Origin of the sequence: Methylotenera sp. N17, from assembly GCF_000799155.1 — a bacterium.
In the GTDB taxonomy this organism is placed as follows: Bacteria; Pseudomonadota; Gammaproteobacteria; order Burkholderiales; family Methylophilaceae; genus Methylophilus.
This window is the reverse complement of the sequence record NZ_JUGE01000001.1, coordinates 1,210,444-1,228,518: the sequence shown is the minus strand read 5'-3', so window position 1 is coordinate 1,228,518 and position 18,075 is coordinate 1,210,444. Positions and strand designations below refer to the sequence as shown.

Annotated in this window: 19 protein-coding genes and 1 pseudogene; 7 read left to right on the top strand and 13 right to left on the bottom strand. The window is 40.1% G+C overall.

Annotated elements, in window-relative coordinates:
- Nucleotides 1-87: 87 nt before the first annotated feature.
- The 8 genes from FG11_RS05895 to FG11_RS05860 form a co-directional block, all read right to left on the bottom strand.
- On the bottom strand, nt 88-429 hold the full coding sequence (locus FG11_RS05895; RefSeq protein ID WP_081978189.1) for a lipid-A-disaccharide synthase N-terminal domain-containing protein: 342 nt from the start codon (nt 427-429) through the stop codon (nt 88-90).
- Complete coding sequence (locus FG11_RS05890) at nt 426-1,154, bottom strand: glycosyltransferase family 2 protein (RefSeq protein WP_047533793.1); 729 nt, start codon at nt 1,152-1,154, stop codon at nt 426-428. Before FG11_RS05890 ends, FG11_RS05895 begins: the two co-directional genes overlap by 4 nt.
- Before the next feature lie 65 nt (nt 1,155-1,219).
- Nucleotides 1,220-2,665 (bottom strand): ArnT family glycosyltransferase, encoded by a 1,446-nt coding sequence (locus FG11_RS05885; RefSeq protein ID WP_047533791.1) that lies wholly within the window; start codon nt 2,663-2,665, stop codon nt 1,220-1,222.
- Nucleotides 2,665-3,693, bottom strand: coding sequence for a metallophosphoesterase (locus FG11_RS05880; RefSeq protein WP_081978188.1), 1,029 nt, complete (start codon nt 3,691-3,693; stop codon nt 2,665-2,667). Before FG11_RS05880 ends, FG11_RS05885 begins: the two co-directional genes overlap by 1 nt.
- Nucleotides 3,694-3,718: 25 nt before the next feature.
- Nucleotides 3,719-4,735 carry an NAD-dependent epimerase gene (locus FG11_RS05875; RefSeq protein WP_047533788.1) on the bottom strand — a complete coding sequence of 339 codons (1,017 nt, stop codon included), beginning with the start codon at nt 4,733-4,735 and terminating at the stop codon, nt 3,719-3,721.
- Nucleotides 4,736-5,902, bottom strand: coding sequence for a nucleotide sugar dehydrogenase (locus FG11_RS05870; protein WP_047533785.1), 1,167 nt, complete (start codon nt 5,900-5,902; stop codon nt 4,736-4,738).
- Between the two features lie 21 nt (nt 5,903-5,923).
- Complete coding sequence (locus FG11_RS05865; protein WP_047533783.1) at nt 5,924-6,346, bottom strand: EamA family transporter; 423 nt, start codon at nt 6,344-6,346, stop codon at nt 5,924-5,926.
- A gap of 6 nt (nt 6,347-6,352) precedes the next feature.
- Nucleotides 6,353-8,044, bottom strand: a complete 1,692-nt coding sequence (locus tag FG11_RS05860; protein WP_052184956.1) for a phosphoethanolamine transferase — start codon at nt 8,042-8,044, stop codon at nt 6,353-6,355.
- Nucleotides 8,045-8,358: 314 nt separating this feature from the next.
- On the opposite strand from FG11_RS05860, the gene FG11_RS05855 reads away from it, so the two are divergent.
- The 4 genes from FG11_RS05855 (at nt 8,359) to FG11_RS05840 (ending at nt 11,109) form a co-directional block, all read left to right on the top strand.
- Nucleotides 8,359-8,907, top strand: a complete 549-nt coding sequence (locus FG11_RS05855; protein WP_047533781.1) for an outer membrane protein — start codon at nt 8,359-8,361, stop codon at nt 8,905-8,907.
- A gap of 128 nt (nt 8,908-9,035) precedes the next feature.
- Nucleotides 9,036-9,590: a cytochrome b gene (locus tag FG11_RS05850; RefSeq protein WP_047533779.1), complete on the top strand. Its 555-nt coding sequence runs from the start codon at nt 9,036-9,038 to the stop codon at nt 9,588-9,590.
- Between the two features lie 197 nt (nt 9,591-9,787).
- The gene (mntP, locus tag FG11_RS05845) at nt 9,788-10,357 is read left to right on the top strand and encodes a manganese efflux pump MntP (protein WP_047535849.1); all 570 of its coding nucleotides are present in this window, start codon (nt 9,788-9,790) and stop codon (nt 10,355-10,357) included.
- A 392-nt stretch (nt 10,358-10,749) separates the two neighbouring features.
- Entirely contained in the window at nt 10,750-11,109 is a 360-nt protein-coding gene (locus FG11_RS05840; RefSeq protein WP_235276349.1) for a hypothetical protein, read from the top strand.
- Nucleotides 11,110-11,158: 49 nt separating this feature from the next.
- Here the strand turns inward: FG11_RS05840 and clsB are convergent, their stop codons facing one another.
- The 3 genes from clsB to FG11_RS05825 are packed head-to-tail and all read right to left on the bottom strand — an operon-like array spanning nt 11,159 to nt 14,362.
- Complete coding sequence (gene clsB, locus FG11_RS05835; RefSeq protein ID WP_047533777.1) at nt 11,159-12,322, bottom strand: cardiolipin synthase ClsB; 1,164 nt, start codon at nt 12,320-12,322, stop codon at nt 11,159-11,161.
- Nucleotides 12,322-13,074: an endonuclease/exonuclease/phosphatase family protein gene (locus tag FG11_RS05830; RefSeq protein ID WP_088177922.1), complete on the bottom strand. Its 753-nt coding sequence runs from the start codon at nt 13,072-13,074 to the stop codon at nt 12,322-12,324. Before FG11_RS05830 ends, clsB begins: the two co-directional genes overlap by 1 nt.
- 43 nt (nt 13,075-13,117) lie before the next feature.
- Entirely contained in the window at nt 13,118-14,362 is a 1,245-nt protein-coding gene (locus FG11_RS05825; RefSeq protein ID WP_047533768.1) for an MgtC/SapB family protein, read from the bottom strand.
- A gap of 355 nt (nt 14,363-14,717) precedes the next feature.
- Here FG11_RS05825 and FG11_RS13450 point away from each other — a divergent pair, with 355 nt between their 5' ends.
- The gene (locus tag FG11_RS13450) at nt 14,718-14,852 is read left to right on the top strand and encodes a BON domain-containing protein (RefSeq protein ID WP_081978187.1); all 135 of its coding nucleotides are present in this window, start codon (nt 14,718-14,720) and stop codon (nt 14,850-14,852) included.
- Here the strand turns inward: FG11_RS13450 and FG11_RS13445 are convergent.
- Nucleotides 14,829-15,047, bottom strand: a pseudogene (locus FG11_RS13445) (IS30 family transposase); the annotation flags it as partial. The gene FG11_RS13450 and the pseudogene FG11_RS13445 overlap by 24 nt on opposite strands.
- A 538-nt stretch (nt 15,048-15,585) precedes the next feature.
- On the opposite strand from FG11_RS13445, the gene FG11_RS05820 reads away from it, so the two are divergent.
- Nucleotides 15,586-16,509 carry a zinc dependent phospholipase C family protein gene (locus tag FG11_RS05820; RefSeq protein WP_047533765.1) on the top strand — a complete coding sequence of 308 codons (924 nt, stop codon included), beginning with the start codon at nt 15,586-15,588 and terminating at the stop codon, nt 16,507-16,509.
- Nucleotides 16,484-16,930, top strand: a complete 447-nt coding sequence (locus FG11_RS05815) for a hypothetical protein (protein ID WP_052184955.1) — start codon at nt 16,484-16,486, stop codon at nt 16,928-16,930. The genes FG11_RS05820 and FG11_RS05815 overlap by 26 nt, the downstream gene beginning before the upstream one ends.
- 169 nt (nt 16,931-17,099) lie before the next feature.
- On the opposite strand, the gene FG11_RS05810 is transcribed toward FG11_RS05815, so the two are convergent.
- Nucleotides 17,100-17,978 carry an energy transducer TonB gene (locus FG11_RS05810; RefSeq protein WP_047533763.1) on the bottom strand — a complete coding sequence of 293 codons (879 nt, stop codon included), beginning with the start codon at nt 17,976-17,978 and terminating at the stop codon, nt 17,100-17,102.
- Nucleotides 17,979-18,075 lie beyond the last annotated feature (97 nt).

The following is an 18,075-nucleotide window of genomic DNA, read 5'->3' as shown; positions in this document are numbered from 1 at the left end:
GTTGGCTCTCAGAAGAATCCAGAAATGCAAACGGAAGCCAAAGCTTCTGTCCGAAAAAGCGCATACACCATCTTGATTAAGCTATAGTTAAAAGCTGTGTTCTTTTTCTTTGCGGATTAACATCAAGTTGCGAATATACACAAATGTGCCTGGCAATTGCCCAAGAATAATCACGGGCTCCACTTTATGAATACCGTAAGCTAAAACGATTAGTCCACCCGCAAGACTTAGGTACCAAAAACTCACCGGTATAACACTTTTCTGATGCCGCTCACTGTGTATCCACTGAACGACAAAACGCATCATGAACATAGACTGACCCAATAAGCCAACTACTAGCCAAATCAACTCTATGTTGTCCATTCCACCAAAGTAGTGTTGCCATTGCGATATCAGATGTGCAAGGTAGTATCCTAAGCCTTGGTTCATGTTAACTCCTCGGAGATTACTGGGCGCTTAGATCGTTTAATGAGCCAGAGCATACCTAATAAATCAACGATGCCGACAAGCAGTCTATCGATGGTGCCGTACTTGGATTGTCCATGCTCTCTGTCGCGATGACTGACAGGTACCGAGACAACACGCCCACCACGCCGCTGAACCAGCGCAGGTAAGAAGCGATGCATGTGGTCAAAGTAAGGTAAATCGAGAAAAACCTCGCGCCTGATTAATTTAAGGCCACAACCTGTGTCCGGCGTGGAATCTCTCAATAGTTTAGAGCGTACAGTATTGGCTATCACCGAAGATATACGTTTTATCCAAGTATCACGTCTTGAATGACGACGATTGCCTCCAATCAGATCCACTCCATTGTCAATTGCAGCAATCAATTTTTTAATGTCTGCTGGGTCATTTTGACCATCGCCATCCAGCGTTGCCACCCAGTCACCTCTAGCAGCTTGAATGCCTGTACGTACGGCAGTGCTTTGGCCGCAGCTATGCGCATGCGTAATCACTCTGAGTTTTGTGTGGCGGGCTTTCGCTTCAGCTAAGCGTTTTTTTGTATCGTCTTTACTACCATCATTCACATAGACGATTTCAAACGCCACGAAATCAGAAAGCGCATCTTCTATTTCTTGAATTAAGGGCGCTATGTTTTCCGCCTCGTTGTGAACTGGGACTACTACGCTAAGTAAATGTATGAGATTAGTCATTTTATGATGAGGAGTGATTAAGTTTAAGAGTTCGCAATTTTTAGTGGGTATACTGCCATTATTTATTAATTCATTGACGGTAATACTACAGCGCTTTGGCAAGCTGCACCGAATCCTAATATTGCCAAAGCTCCTTTTCTACTTAGGTACGGCTTAAACTCTTTTATAGTACATTGCGCTACGGCTTTTAGTCTTAGAATACCTGAATCCTCTACCAGCAGTATGGCATCCATTGTTGTTAATGATGCTAATTTAGTATCGTCAATAATAGGGATGTTGCGATTGGCATAGTAAATCAGACGCTCGTCTAAATGTTTATATCCGAACATTGGTATATGGCTTGCCTCTTCTGCAAACCAGCTTTTTATGAGCGGTAATGTCTCGTAACGGTAGTGGAAGACTTTAGCCTCGGCCACTCCATAAAATATGGCATAGCCGATAGGCATTAACATGGATAGAACCAGTATCAAATTTTTTAGTTGATTGCCTGCTTTCAGGAATATCTCACTTAGTTTGTGACCTAGCAAGATGGAGAATATTGGGTAAACTGGTAAGAGATATTTTGCATGTTTATCACTAAAAGCCGTGTAAATTAAGAATGGTACAAGTAACGCAACAATTAAAGAAATCGTAACATCACGTTGCTTCCACGCTCTCCATGTCGTGAGTGGGCTGATGCATATTAGAAAAAATGCAGGAAAAAAATCTGCAGCCAACCATAAAATATAGTTGTAAACTGGCTCACCAGAATTGCCATATATTTTGGTCACCATGTCTTTCTGAACAGTGGATTGCCATATATCGAAATCCATTTTCCAAGTGACAGCCAAGTACCATGATGCGCCTACCGCGAGAAAAATTAACCATCCCAAGGGATATCGGAGTACTTGCCATTGGCGCGGTTTACGTTGATAAAGTGCATCGACCAACAGCGGCAAAGTAACGAATAGCAGCGCTATTGGACCTTTGGTGAGTACTGCCAACCCTAACAAAAAATAGCTCAATAGTAGCCATTTCCTGCCGACTTCTTCATATGTATATTTGAATGCGCAAATCAGCGCACTAAAGCATAGAAAAGTTAATAGCATCTCTATGCCAGCCTGGCGTCCGAGCATAGCAAAGCCAGCATTCGCAATGATTATCTGCAATGCAAACAACGCTGACCAAGCGCCAAAATGACGTCGCGTATAACTATAGACTAACCATGCAGTTGCAAAGGCAGACAAGGCAGATGGGATACGCGCAGTCCATTCGTTGACCACGTCGAATAGAAGAGAAGTTGTGGCAGATAACCAATAGAGCAGGGGTGGTTTGGTGATATAAAGCTCACCATTCAATTTGGGCAATAGCCAATCACCCTCTTTGATCATATTGGCGGCAGGGATTGCTCTGCGAGCTTCATTAAATGACAGAAAGGGTATGTTGCCTAATCCCCAAAAAAACACAGCTATACCAAGCAGCGCTGTTGCTATCAGCAGTACACGATATAGATTGGCGTGATTTGGTGGCATTAATTAACCGCTTTGAGGCAATCAGACTTCAAGCGATCACATGCTCTTGATAGCACATGTGATGAAACATTTTTCGCACTCTTATTATAAAAGTTGATATTAAGTGTAGTGGGATTGATTTTTAGGCTGACAAAACCATACGCTTCGTTAAAAAAACGCAAGTCATCCGAATGTATTTTTTGTGCGTATAGACTCTTGCCCCCGGCCCCGTTAATGACATATGTCGGTTCATTATCTTTGACTATCAACTGCTGGTTATGATCATGACCTGACAGATAAATGTCTACCTTAGCTTCTTGCAAAACTGGTAGAAGTGTTTTTATCAAATTGGCCTTATCTTCAAGGTGTTTACCACAAGTGCGAATAGTATGATGTCCAGCCACTATTTTCCAGATGGGCTGTACAGGATTGTTGATGAATTGCTCGCGTACATAATTTGCTTGGATTGCCATTTCATTGGCTGATGCATTTGTGTCTATAAAAACGATACGAAGTAGCGGGCGTCCATTAATATTCCCAAAGTCACTATGAAAGTAGTGTGCAGGCATGCGCCAACGATTTGAGCCCAGTGCTTTTTTTGAATATTCAATCTCTGGGTGTGTAGCTTCGCTAAAGGATAAATCTTTATCATGATTGCCTAATATTGCGTAAAAGGGAACAGCACTTAGATAGGCGCCAGAATAGACCTCTTCAAACATCGTATTCCATTCATCGCTGCTTTCAGTCAATTTTTTGTCGATATAAAAATTGTCACCTAGTAGTACCACAAAATCTAGATTTTTATTCTTTCTTGCCACTTTTTCCATTGCGTCAGCAACGGCTCTTTGCTCTAAGCTGCCAGAGCCTTGATCACCTAATGCGAAAAAATTGATTTCTTGTGCATTGTCAGGATTAGATGGAATGCGGTAGATGTTTGGATGAAAATACCTGTGTAGGCCAATAGCGCCGATAGACAACACAACCAAGAGTATTGATATTACCCATCGTTTGCTTAGCAAAGCAGAAAGCCGATTAAATAGCTGTTTCATGTGTGTAATAAAGTCTTATTAGTTATTATGAATAAACGCCTTCGGCATGGTTGCGATACCACTGAACCCATTGCTTGAGACCTGTTTGCAAGCTGGTGCTAGGTGCGTACCCAACATCACGTTGAAGATCATCGACATCTGCATAGGTGGCTAGGACATCGCCAGCTTGCATAGGCATGAAATTTTTTACGGCAGTGACTCCTAGCTCTTTTTCTAAGGTTTCAATAAAGAGCATCAAGTCTTCCGGTTGATGATTGCCAATATTGTAGATTCTGTAAGGTGCAGAACTTGTGGCCGGGTCTGGTGAGTCGGTAAGATAATTGGGATTGGGCTCTGCAATTCGATCCAATACTTTGACAGTACCCTCAGCAATATCATCAATATAGGTAAAGTCGCGCTGCATTTTGCCATGATTGAATATATTGATAGGTTTCCCATAAAGTATGGCTGAAGTGAATAGCCAAGGTGACATGTCCGGTCTCCCCCAAGGCCCATATACAGTAAAGTAACGCAGGCCGGTGGTAGGTATGCCATATAAATGGCTGTAAGCATGCGCCATCAATTCATTCGATTTTTTTGTGGCTGCGTATAAGCTCAATGGATGATCTACATTGTCATGCACTGAGAATGGCATATGGCTATTGCTACCATATACGCTAGATGAGCTGGCATATACCAAATGTTCTGTTTGGTGTTGTCGGCAAGATTCAAGGATATTAGAAAAACCGACTAAATTAGATTGAATATAAGCGGAAGGATTTGTTAACGAATATCTAACACCCGCTTGCGCTGCCAGATGGATGACACGTTGAAATTGCTCACGATTGAAGAGTTGCTGTAGCGCCTTGGCATCCACAACATCTAATGCAATAAATTTAAAATTTGCAAAGCCACGTAACTGAGCAAGCCTGTCGTTTTTGAGCTGCGGTGTATAGTAATCATTCAGATTATCTACACCTACCACCTCATCACCACGCTCCAGCAGAATGCGTGCGACATGCATACCGATAAAGCCAGCTGCACCTGTTAGCAGAATCTTCAACTAATCACTCCCAAATAAATCGCGCGTATATACTTTGTGCGATACATCGCTTAACTCTTGTAACATACGATTGCTGACAATAACATCTGATAGCTGCTTAAATTGTGTCAAATCTTTGAAAACTTTTGAGTGGAAAAAATCGTCTGCTTCTAGCACGGGTTCATACACAATTACTTCAATCCCTTTTGCTTTGATGCGCTTCATAATGCCTTGTATGCTAGATGACCTGAAGTTATCCGAGCCGGCTTTCATAATGAGACGATAAATACCAACTACTTTGGGTTTTAAATCGATAATTTCCTGTGCAATAAAGTCTTTGCGGGTGGAGTTGGCTTCTACAATGGCTCTAATTAAGTTCTGAGGTACTTTTTTGTAATTCGCCAGTAACTGCTTAGTATCTTTTGGCAAGCAATATCCACCGTAACCAAATGATGGATTGTTATAGTGGTTGCCGATACGCGAATCCAGACAGACGCCATTGATAATCTCTCGCGTATTTAATCCGTGAATCAGGGCATAAGTGTCTAGTTCATTAAAAAATGCGACCCGCATCGCGAGATAAGTGTTTGAAAACAGCTTGATTGCTTCTGCTTCAGTATTATGTGTGAATAGGAGATCGACCTTTGGCTTTAATGCGGCCTCCATAAGCAGCTCTGCAAATAGTTTAGCCCGCTTGCTCACCTCACCTACAACAATCCGTGATGGGTATAGATTGTCATACAAAGCCTTACCTTCTCGCAGAAACTCTGGTGAGAAAAATATATTCTCATTATTGAATTCCGTTTTTACTCTCTCGGTATAACCAACCGGCACAGTCGACTTAATCACAATCACGGCTTTTGGGTTGATTAAAGCTACATCGCTGATCACACTCTCTACAGACTCGGTGTTAAATCTGTTGGTGTTAGGGTCATAGTCAGTTGGGGTGGCTATCACGACAAAGTCTGCATCTTGATAAGCAGTGTGTTTGTCTGTCGTTGCCTTAAATTGTAGGGGTTTATTGCTTAAATAATCTTGAATCTCAGCATCCATAATAGGAGATTGCTGGTTGTTAAGCATATCCACACGGTTTTGAACGATATCAAGCGCAATCACTTGGTGACGCTGCGCAATAAGCACAGCCAGCGACAAGCCTACGTAACCTGTTCCAACGACCGCAACTCTCACAATATAGCCCCCATTTTTATTTTACTTCTTGGAAATGACCATGATGCCAGTGACAATCAGCATTGCACCTATGACTATTCTTAGCGTGATGATTTCTTTAAACAGCCACCAAGCTAGTAGTACGGATACCACCACACTGCCTTTATCAATGAGTGCTACTGTGGCTACATCCCCCATTTTGAGTGCCTTGTAATAAAAAATCCAAGAGCCTGCAGTAGTAGCAGCAGATAAAGACAGCCATAAATAATTAGCTTGTTGCAGTGACTTTACTTCATTGGGGGCAATGGTCATTAAGCCAAATACAATGATAAAAACACAGACAAACAGGGTTCTTAGTGTGAGGCCTAATTCCGCAGATATGCCAACTAAGCCTTGCTTTGCGATGACAGCAGTAAAGCCAGCAAATAACATCGAGATAAATGCATAGATGATCCAGCGTTCCATATTTATCTAGTCCACATTTTTATCCAAAGTATCATCAGATAGCGCATAAGATTTCAACATCTTATTTTTTGCGAAGATGGCATTTTTGCCTGCACACATATCGGACTCAAGCTCATAAGCTATGAGTAGTGTGCAGAATAAGTCATCATGGCTAATTGCAGTATCTTTATAAGGTTTAATGTCGCTCAAGTTATAGTCGAAATATTTACCTGTCCAGGCAATGACGGGTACATGGGTTTGTTCTTTGGGGGCAATCATATAGGGTGCGGCATGCAGGTAAATACCATGCTCGCCTAAGGATTCACCGTGATCAGCCACATACAACATTGCAACCTCATACTTCTCATCATATTTTTTTAGGAAATTGATTACTTCTGACAAGAAGTAGTCGGTATACAAGATTGCGTTGTCGTAAGCGTTATCCACTTCTTCTTGGGTGCAATCTCTTAGCTCTCCAGTCTGACAAGCTGGTTTAAAACGTTCAAATTCCTTGGGATAACGGCGATAATACTCTGGTCCATGATTGCCCATTTGATGTAGAACAATCATCATGTCTTTGTCTTTATTTTTGGCGATATATTCGTCCAAGCCACTTAACATGCCTACATCCCTACATTCGCCTTTGCAAATTGGGTTTAGCGTAGGTGTTTTAAAGTCTTCGTATTTAATGCGCGTCGCCACCCCTTTGGAATCAGAGTTGTTGTCGCGCCATAAAACTTCAATACCGTGTTTTGCAAGTACGTCTAGTGCGTTTTCTTGATCAAGCGCTTTTTCTTTATCGTACTTTGCTCGACCCAATGATGAAAACATACAAGGCACCGAGACGCCTGTAGATGTACCACAAGACGAAACATTGCTAAAACTGACAATGTCCTGCTTAGATAGCTCGGGGTTAGTAATGCGTTTATAGCCGTTCAATGAAAATCTATCAGCACGCGCTGTTTCACCAACCACCATGATGATTAATTCTTTTTTACTGGTAGACGGGTCTAAAAGTACAGCATCCTCAGCGGTCTTAAGTAATGGCAAGGTATGAACGGATATACTCGATTGTTGTGTAGCGTATTTAATCGCTGAGTAAACTGAATAGGTTGGGTTTGAGTAAAACCTCACGATTTTATGTTCGCGGATAAATGATGTGTAATCCGCAGTAAACGGAATAACCAGTACAACTATGGCTAGCAAGAACAGCAATATTGAGCGTAGTCTAGATTTCAATTCCTCTTTAAAACTAAGAGGATCTGGGCAATATTTCAATATTAACCAGGCTGGAATAACACCCAAAAGAAAAGTTCTAAGAATTAGCGTAGAAGTAACGAGGCTTGAAAATTCACTGCTATTTGTTTGCACGATATTGTCAATCATGACTGTATCGATGATGACACCCAAATGATCCATGTAATAAGCCGATTGGGATGCGATCAACAGGAAAGCAGCAAGTATCCAACGCGTCCATTTACCGAGGCTAATGAGTAAGAAAAATATTGCAGTGAGTGATGTAAAAAATAACGCTAATGAAATGAGAAACGGAAGATTATGAAGTGTCAGTGGATAGATGTTGAAAATGCCATGGAACAACGAAAAGTTACCAGACAGCATAATAAATGTGACCACTAATAAAATGGCAAAAGTTTGTGTTTGCGCTTTACTTCTCTGAGAGAGTGGCTGATACAAACGATTTAGAAAGTTTGCTGGCATGTTTCCTCTAACGCTATCTAATAAGTATATTTTTAGGAATTAGAGCAAATTGCATTCCTAATATATACCTATTTGATTTATAAAGGGAAAGTGAATTTATTGAGAATTAAAAGTGCAAATTTTGCATATATCCTGCGTCAAATACCGGTTAAATCATGCAAAATTTGCACAGTTTATTAAGCTGGTTACATTTATTTTTAAATTGAAAAAACCTAACTACATGATTTATATATACATAGTTCATGGTTCGTAAAATTTAATTGCCTGTGGCATTTAAGTTGCTACTGCTTAAGTAATTTTAATGGAGCGTGTATATGAAAAAAATGTTGGTAATACTTGGATTTATATCAATTTCTCATTCAGTATTCGCTGAAGATTACGGCTTTTATGCTGGTCTAAATATAGGAATTGGTAAAGCTGATTTCAATACACCCAACGGCTTGGATAAAAGTAGGTCTCTTGTGAGTGGACTTGTACTTGGTTACAAGTTGAATCAATATTTCGGTGTAGAGGGACAGTATACTGGTATTGGTAAAGTGACAGACAATGTAAGCGGTAGCGCAAAAGCCGATGCATTGAGTTTGTCGGCTATTGGTTACCTACCTGTAAACGAAGAGTTTAATCTATATGGCAAACTCGGTGTTGCGGCGACCAAAAGTACAGTTTCCTCAAGCTTATCGCCTATGAATGATGCAAGTCGAACAAGTGTTACTTATGGTTTTGGTGGTCAATATAATTTAAATAAGGATATTGGAATGCGTTTAGGGTGGGATCACTATAATGCGGCTGTCGACATGAGTAGTGGTAACAAACACAATATAAATGCCAATGTGGTAAGTGTGGGTGTTGTCTATAATTTTTAGTTATTTGCTGGCGTGACGTCGTGTGCGAAGCAATTACGATGCCACTTAAATGACTAAGACTTTAGTAGGTTAAAGTTTAAATGGCAACATTCAATATTAGAAAATAATCGTTACAAAGGGAAGTTAAAATGAATACAAGTTCAAATGCTGCACGCTACAGCAAACTCACAATTGCAATACATTGGCTAATGTTGCTATTAATAATCGCTGTATATGCCACAATTAATCTTCGAGAGTTATTTCCCAAAGGCAGTGATCCACGTGAAGCCATGAAAGCATTACATTTTATGCTTGGCCTTACGGTTTTGTTATTTGTCTCGATTCGTATTTGGACTCGCTTGTCTAGTAGCACACCAGCCATTATTCCAGAGCTAAATACATGGCAGAAAATCACAGCAAAAGCTGTACATGCATTTCTTTACTTCATGATGATAGCCATGCCGATACTAGGTTGGCTTACTTTGAGTGCTGCGGGCAAAGTCATCCCATTTTTTGGGCTAGAGTTACCTGCACTTATCGCAGCAAACGAAGGGTACGAAGATACATTAAAAGAGATTCACGAGACTATAGGCGAGATTGGGTACTACGTGATCGCCTTACATGCAGGAGCAGCACTATTTCATCACTTCATTAAAGGTGACAATACTTTAACTAGAATGCTCCCTGATCTCAAAAAGGATTAAATTCTGTAAATTCAGTTAAAATGGAATTAACTTTTAGGGAGTAGCCTGCTTCTTTTATGAAGTGTCTGTATCAACATAATCGACTTTTGTCGTGGTGCAGATAGCCGTTTTCGGTTGGCGAGACTAATGGATGTCAACGCGACTTTTAGTCGGGCGCGATGGCGTTTACAGCTCTCGTCTCGACTAGAGAACCCATCATGAATTTAACTTCTATTTTACTCATCGCACTTGCAATGTCCACCGATGCTTTTGCTGCTGCTATCAGCAAAGGCGCTAGACTACATCAGCCAAAATTATCAGAAGCAGTACGAACAGGACTTATTTTTGGGGTAATTGAGTTTATAACGCCAGTAATTGGTTGGCTTATAGGTAGTGTTGCTTCAAAATTCGTTGCAGACTGGGATCATTGGATAGCTTTTACATTACTTGCTGTATTAGGGCTTCATATGATTTATGAAGGCATTCAGACACCAACTTCTATTGAAGAAAAACCCAGCAAACACTCATTTCTCGTACTCGCAGTTACAGCGTTTGCCACGAGTATTGATGCAATGGCTGTTGGGGTAAGTCTAGCCTTTATTGATGTAAGCATTATCTTAACTGCAGTTGCAATTGGTGTCGCAACTTTTACGATGGTGACAATAGGTTTCATGCTTGGTCGGGTATTAGGAGTCGTGGTAGGTAAGCGTTCAGAGGTATTTGGTGGAGTAGTATTGATTGGTATTGGTAGTTACATACTTTATGAACATCTAAACGGGTTAGCTTAAGTAACTACTTTGTTCTCATATATGCACAATCCCCATAACCGCAGAGATCCCCTAAGCAGACATTTAGCTCGACTCCATCTGGTTGAGTGCACTACACAACTGCAAGTTACCAACATTGATTGGTTTGCCCAGAAGTTAACAACTGTTTGATCACCTATTAGCAAAGTTCCCAACCAAGAAGCCAGCTGAATTTTTTATTAAGTGCGCTAACGCACATATAAGTGTAGATTGATTATGACCAGCAGACAAAGATTTTTTTCCAAATAAAAGGAAAAAGAATTGAGTTTGAACAATCTATCAAACTCACCCACTTGATCCTTAAAAAGAACTTTTTTCATTGGCTGGTGACAAGTCGTCCGCAAAATCTCATTACTGGGCCAATTATCTACTCGATGATTATTCCGCTAGTGATTACAGATATTTTTATTACTTTTTACCAACTTACTTGCTTTCCTGTTTATGGTATTAAGAAAGTAAAGCGAGCTGATTATATTGTTTTTGATCGGCAACATCTCAACTATCTCAACTTTATAGAGAAATTTCACTGTACCTATTGTGCCTATGGTAGCGGCATGATTGCTTACATCAGCGAGATTGTGGCGAGAACGGAGCAATATTTTTGTCCAATCAAACATGCAAGAAAAGTATTAGGCACACATGCACGCTATGCACATTTTTTAGCTTTTGGGTCAGCCGAAAACTATGAAGTAAAACTAGAAGCTTATCGCGTTTCACTGAATAAGATAGAGTAGCAACTATACATATTCTGTGATGAGCTGGTGACTGACCACTCAAATACCTTTAAGGATGTGATGTTTTAGAAGTGCTAATGACATTCAACATCACTCTCAGCACTCCGTACACGATCCAAGAAAAAAAACGCTTTAATCGATTGCTGTTCTCCCATTCTTCAATAGTGACATGATGTGCACTGCTGATTGATTTTTCAATATCACTTTTTAACGTGGCAGCAAAATCATCATCCTCGATTATTACATTGGCTTCATATGCCAACATCAAGCTAAATGGATCAATATTAGAAGATCCTACCGTGGCCCAATGAGTATCTATCACCGCCACTTTGCTGTGCATAAAGCTTTTGCGATATTCGTATATTTCTATGCCTGCATTCAACAGCTGGCTATACAACGCATGCATGGCAAACATTAAAAGATCATCTTGACGGCCTTGTAATAGCAGTTTGATTTTGACACCTCTTAACGCGGCACTTAGCAACGCCTGTCGGAAGTTTCTGCCAGGAACAAAATAGGCATTCGCGATAGTGATTTCTGATGTTGCTTGCAACATGGCGGATTTATAAGCATTTTCAATGTCCCGCCTGTGCAATAGATTATCACGCACCACAAATGCAGCTTTTATGCCATGCTGATTGATTGGTTGTTTTGCGCTTAATGATGGATTGTTGAAATTTAAGTCGATATGCTGCATCAGTGACAGTGTTGCTCGGCGCCACAGTCTTTGTACACTCGTGACAATACTGTCTAATATTGGCCCCTCTAATTGCAGTGCATAATCAATGCGTGGCGCAATGTGATGCGGTACATCCATGTCATCGATGATATTGATACCGCCCACAAAACCCATGACTCCATCAATAGTGACCACTTTTCGATGCATGCGCCTTAATCGACTTTTTTGCAATGTCCAAGGTGAAATGTTGGGGCGATACAACTTGACATGAATACCATACTGCTGCAATTCGTGCCTGAATGTCACGGGCAGATCTTTGCAGCCATATCCATCTAATAAAAGATTAACAATGACACCTCGCGTTGCGGCGTCTTTAAGCGCGTTTCCAATACGGATACCTGTTGCATCTGCTTGGTAAATGTATGTTTGTACATAAATGTCATGCTTTGCATTTTGAATAGCATCTTCCAGTGCCGCAAAGTACTCTAGGCCATTTCTTAAAAGCTTGATCTTATTGCCATGCGTAAAATGCATTATGTTTTCTTTAGGGTTGCAGACAATATGGCATGGTCAGAAATGTTGAGGAACCTTGGTCCAGAATACACTTGCACACGTTCCACATGAAATCCTCTTACATAGATACGATCTAATCTTAATATTGGCAGCCATGCTGGGTAACTTCTTGCAGGCTTACCAGAATGATGTTGAAAGACCTCTGTGACGTCTAGACGTTTAGCAAATGTTGATCCTTGATGCATGACCCAGTCATTAAAGTCACCCGCAATAATCAATGGATTATCAACCGGAATATTCCGCTCGATATACTCGGCTACTAGATCTAGTTGTTGGCGTCGCCACATAGCTAGTAAGCCTAAGTGGACACATATTGTATGTACTGGCAGATCTGAATTTGGTAGCTTAATTTCGCAATGTAACATGCCTCTATGTTCTGATGCATGTGCAGAAATGTTTTGGTTATGAATCTGAATAATAGGGTATTTGGATAGCACAGCATTGCCGTGATGGCCTGCTGGGTAAACTGCATTTTTGCCATAAGCATAGTTTGCCCAAGTCGCTTCTGCTAAGTATTGCAGTTGCCCTGAAATAGATTGAGAGTTAACGTGTTGATTGTGTTTGATATGAACATCCTGCACCTCTTGTAAAAAGACAATGTCAGAATGTAGTTTCCTAAGCAATTCACGCTGGTTTTTTAAAGAAAACCGAGCGTTAAACTGTGTAAAGCCTTTGTGGATGTTAAATGTTGAAATACGAAGCATTACTCGCACTTTCAATAGCATTAAATGAATACATTAAATCAAACATTTAATTTCATATAGTAAACCACCATCCTAACCAAGTGAATATCACTTGAATGACCAAGCCGATAATGACTTGCTGCCAAAACTGTCGAGTGCCGCTGATAACCGCCATACATGCTTTAGTGACTGAGTTTAATGAAAATGCAACCAAAATAGAGATTGCCGCATGGCTTGTAGCCAATTTACCTGTGTCCACGAGTGTTGCTACCGCAATCGTAGGCGCATGCACATCAACTAAACCAGCGATACCTGAAATTGCAATTAAACCAGCTAGTCCAAACCAATCTTTTAATGCAGATGAAATGATCAGTACTGTTGCAATAATTGTAGATAGCAATAACGCAGTTGTGGGTTTGAAGGTTTTAGTTGCTTGGCTCTGTATCTCAGATTTATTTTCTTGAAATGATTTAATGCTCATCACTAACCCATAAACTGCTATTGATACCCCACCAAAGGTCAGCGGCCACGCGAGTGCGAGTAATGTGGGCGGGTTAACGGCTAAAAGCAATATTGCCAGCTGTAAAATGGTCGCTAGGCTTGATAATATTGCGCCTGCAATTGCTCCACCCTGCAAAGCGGGTGTTTCTTTCGCACGTTCGCCCATGGATGTCACAGTAGCAATGCTGGAAATGAAACCTGATAATAATCCGACCAGTGGCAAGCCAATGCGGGCACCTACCAACCTCAATACCATATGGCTAAGCGCGCCAACGACCATCACTAAAATGACGATCAGCCAAAGGTTTCTCGGGTTGATTGCATTGAATGGCCCGATAAAATCGTTTGGCACTAAAGGTAAAATGATGACTGTTGATGCCGCTAAAATTAAAAAGTCGTTTAACTCAGCTTTGGATAATATGCGTAATACAAAACCATGAATGGTATCTTTTGCAGCAAGTAGAATAGCCATCAGTACCGCCAAAGGTGCTGCTACATCAGGAGCGCTTACACATAGACCACCTAAAATCACTGAGAAAATCAGGGCGATTTCTGTGGTGATTCCTGGGTGCTTGGTTAGTTGCTTGTAGTATGCAATTGCAGCAAACACTAACACACATAAAATGGCTACTATAAACAGCCAGAAGTGTATGAATGCAGTCGTCGCGCCGAGCAGAGTTGCAATGGTAAATGTGCGTATCCCTTCAGAGGACTTATCTAAACCAGTACTTTTGTTTCGCTCACGCTCAGCGCCAATCAGCAAACCAATGCCTAGTGCAATTGCAAAGTTAACCCAAATCATGCTGTCAATATTCATTGTATCGAAACGCTTTCGCTCGCAAATAATTACTAAATTTAGGCATTAAAGAATTTCTGAATTGAATCTATCTTTGGGTAAAACCAATTTTCTTACGTGCTATTACCTACTGCGAGTAATACATTTATTTATCAGTCTACTACTTGTAAACAGCATAAATGTTTTAGTGCTTTGCGTCTGTATGACGCCACACATAAGAAATAAGAAGACAGCTCATTTGAGAAATCTTATAGATACATAATACGATTATTATTAAAGGTTCTGAATTTATTTGATGGTTAAGTACGTCATCGAACAGATATATGAATGACAAAGAGCCAATATTGAATTCCCTAAATTTATTGGAATCAATATTATGAAAACAGATACACAGTTACAAAGTGATGTCATGGCAGAACTTAAATGGGATAGTGCTATTAATGCCAATGAAATAGGCGTAGAAGTAAAAGATGGTGTTGTTACACTCTCTGGAAATTTCTTCACGCTCTGATAGTGATAAAGCTAGATGTGAACGTATTCTTTGTGGCGGTCTTATCCCACCTGTCAGAGATAATATACGCCCTACTGAAGAGTGATTTCTGTCAAATAAACGGGCTATATCATGCAGCGAGTCACCTTTTTTCCAGCGATCCCACATGATGGCCTTTTGCTCATCACTGTAATAAATTCTTGGTCTGTATTTCATTTTTCAACACCTCATTCTTTTGTATAAGAATAACGTGTTGCATCGACCGGTTGAACTCACACCCCTAAGGAGACATTTAAGTTTTTAGTTTTCAGTGATTTTAATAAGACCTATAAAACCTATTATTAAGCTTAATAGGTCACAGATTGGGGTAACTTTAGGGGTAACTTATTTATTTAAACTCTATATTTCTATACGCAACCTATGTTTTTCTTTAATTTAGTAATCCCTCCCTCCCGCCAAGAAGTCATGCTTTTCATGCATATTAATCATTCCTAGCCACAAAGCCCGCACCATGCGGGGCTCAAGCCAATATAGGTATTCTCAAACTTCGATTCCTCCCTAATTCTGAGATTTTTTAATTGGATTTATCAAGATTTCTCAAATCGAAATAATCCACCACGGATGTGTGATTTTGTATATGTTCAGACAAACAAAAAGCGCCTAACTGTAAATGGATAACGCAGTAACTGATTACACTTGCAATTTATGTTAACTCTATTATTCTCTACAAAAGTTTTTCTTGATTGGGAAATTAATGCCAGGTGCCTTTGCTCACATTACACTCGTCAACTTATTGAGTGAGACACCTCGCCTTGAGGCAATCCCCAATTTCCCAATTCAAATTATTCCGGGTTTACTCCGGAATTTTAAATTCTGTGAACTGGGTGCGGTAAGTCCAGATTATCCCTATTTAGCTATCACCGACAAGAAATCACTACCATGGGCTGACCGCATGCATTACACCCGTAGTGGTGAAATGATCCATGCTGGTATCGCCAATATCAAAGCCATGAATGATGGTTTGCCTAAACGTAAAGCCATTGCATGGCTGCTTGGCTATGCTGCCCATATGATTACAGATGTGACCATACACCCGATTGTTGAGCTCAAAGTTGGTCCTTATGCGCAAAACAAAACAGCGCATCGACGATGTGAAATGCATCAAGACAGTTATATTTTTCAGCGGCTTAAGCTCAGCAAAATAGGCATATCGGAACACTTTGACTCTGGTATTCGTAAGTGCGGAAAAGCGGGTGTAGTGGACTCTGCGATATCTACCCTTTGGTCGAACATGTTTAATGATGTTTATCCAGAAGCTTTTATAGAAAATCCACCAGACATCAATAAATGGCATCAAGCCTTTGACTTTATGGTGGATAAAGTTGGTGAGGAGGGCCATCGATTATTGCCCTTGGCCAGACACGTGGCAGTGAATTGTGGATTGACTTACCCCAATCCAGAAGAAATCGACATGCAATATATTGAGGATTTACATACCCCAAACGGGCCTATGCATTATGACGATATTTTTGACCAAGCCGTGGCGAATGTTGGTAATGTCTGGGCAATTATTGCCAGAGCGATAGTGGCGAACGATAACGCATACAAACAGGTGATCGGTAACTGGAATTTTGATACAGGAAGGGATCAACATGAAAAGCTTGTCTATTGGGTTTAGCTCATCAATGAAACACCTATCGATCAAAATAGTTTTTATTGGCCTGCTCAGCGGATGTGTCGGCGTCAGCCATAAAAACAATTCGGAAGCTATGTATATCCAAGCATCCGCACTAACCAAATTGAGTAAGGCGGTTGAAGTAACAGTGCGTTATGAAAATCCTCCAGCAACTTTGAGTGATGAGGAGTTGCTAAAACTTTCAACAGTTGACGATCCGGGTTTATTAGATCCGTTCGATGGGTATACATTAAAGATAAACAGGGATTTCAATCATGCCATTGTGCTGGTATGCAGCAGTGATGGTACGCAGGGTTTACTAGAAGACGCTGGTTGTACAGCAGACTTGGATAATCCTCTTTGGAAACAGACAATGCCATGTGCATTTACTTTAAGCTCAGAAACTACATGTTTTAATAAATAAATTATAAAGAAAACAGATGCATTACTCTTTTAAAATTTATTTGAATTGAACTCACACCCCAAAGCAGTCATTCTTTTGCATCCTTCAGATACTGAATATCTATCTCCATTGATAAACATTTCAATTCGGACACACACTGTCTGCTGTAATGAAAAATAGTCTGCCAAAACTATTTGTTGTTGCAAACATCACTTTTAATACGATGTTGAATATTTCCATTATCTTTTGCACGTAAAACTTTAGAACTTTCAGTAATTGAAACCACTTCATCAATTATTTCTAGTGGCACTGGCATAAGGTCTGTTCGCTCGCTTGATTGCATTAAGATATGAAGTTCATCGTCTTCAATTCGCCAAACACCACTCGCTTTGAAAAGAACATCGCATTTGTATGAATTATATGCAACAAACTCAAGAGTTCCGTCATCGTGATATGTCGATTTTGAAGGAGGCCTGAGTTCGGAATATGGGTCTGGGCGCCACGTTCCAATTAGCAAGCTTTGTAAGGCATGCGCATCGCCTATCACACCTTTTGCTAAATTTTGATCGGGCGAGGAATCGGGGTCATTTTTAAAAGTAAAAGGTAAAAATAATACTGACTTACTAGGTTTACCATCAATTGTTGCTGGAAGAATTTTCCATCGTGTAACCGTTGCCGTTGCAGACTTATTCAAATTATCATTTGATGATTCCACAATTTTGGAAATGATAACTTCACCACTTTCTGAAATTAAAGTTGCAATTAAAACATTTCCTTCTTGTCCGATCTTATCCGTTTCGTAAAAAGCATTCGTCATATTAATAATTTTTGGAGGGGCCCAAACCTTATTTTCAACATCATTTGAACTGGGTAGATTCGATACTTTTGGATAAATACTTTTACCAAAGTTCAAATAATAATCTCTATTAACTTTATCAATTGTGAGAGTTTCTAGAAGCCTATTGTGATCTGATACATTCCCGCTAGTTCTTGCACTAGTAGTATGAATGTAATGACTACATGCACCAAAGAAAATTAGAGGGAATAAGATTATTATTTTTTTATACATATGCGCTATTCAAGGTTAGTATTTTTGTTTCTTTACTTTCATAAATATTAACCCTAGAAAGTTAAATTTGAGAAGATAATGACCCTATTTATTGTAA

Coding starts and splice junctions, on each gene's coding strand:
- FG11_RS05815 (WP_052184955.1), top strand. CDS start 16,484: ATGAAAAGCTTGTCTATTGGGTTTAGCTCATCAATGAAACACCTATCG.
- FG11_RS13450 (WP_081978187.1), top strand. CDS start 14,718: ATGAAAACAGATACACAGTTACAAAGTGATGTCATGGCAGAACTTAAA.
- clsB (WP_047533777.1), bottom strand. CDS start 12,322: ATGCATTTTACGCATGGCAATAAGATCAAGCTTTTAAGAAATGGCCTA.
- FG11_RS05840 (WP_235276349.1), top strand. CDS start 10,750: ATGATTATTCCGCTAGTGATTACAGATATTTTTATTACTTTTTACCAA.
- FG11_RS05825 (WP_047533768.1), bottom strand. CDS start 14,362: ATGAATATTGACAGCATGATTTGGGTTAACTTTGCAATTGCACTAGGC.
- FG11_RS05865 (WP_047533783.1), bottom strand. CDS start 6,346: ATGGAACGCTGGATCATCTATGCATTTATCTCGATGTTATTTGCTGGC.
- FG11_RS05880 (WP_081978188.1), bottom strand. CDS start 3,693: ATGAAACAGCTATTTAATCGGCTTTCTGCTTTGCTAAGCAAACGATGG.
- FG11_RS05810 (WP_047533763.1), bottom strand. CDS start 17,978: ATGTATAAAAAAATAATAATCTTATTCCCTCTAATTTTCTTTGGTGCA.
- FG11_RS05885 (WP_047533791.1), bottom strand. CDS start 2,665: ATGCCACCAAATCACGCCAATCTATATCGTGTACTGCTGATAGCAACA.
- mntP (WP_047535849.1), top strand. CDS start 9,788: ATGAATTTAACTTCTATTTTACTCATCGCACTTGCAATGTCCACCGAT.
- FG11_RS05850 (WP_047533779.1), top strand. CDS start 9,036: ATGAATACAAGTTCAAATGCTGCACGCTACAGCAAACTCACAATTGCA.
- FG11_RS05855 (WP_047533781.1), top strand. CDS start 8,359: ATGAAAAAAATGTTGGTAATACTTGGATTTATATCAATTTCTCATTCA.
- FG11_RS05860 (WP_052184956.1), bottom strand. CDS start 8,044: ATGCCAGCAAACTTTCTAAATCGTTTGTATCAGCCACTCTCTCAGAGA.
- FG11_RS05890 (WP_047533793.1), bottom strand. CDS start 1,154: ATGACTAATCTCATACATTTACTTAGCGTAGTAGTCCCAGTTCACAAC.
- FG11_RS05895 (WP_081978189.1), bottom strand. CDS start 429: ATGAACCAAGGCTTAGGATACTACCTTGCACATCTGATATCGCAATGG.
- FG11_RS05820 (WP_047533765.1), top strand. CDS start 15,586: ATGCCAGGTGCCTTTGCTCACATTACACTCGTCAACTTATTGAGTGAG.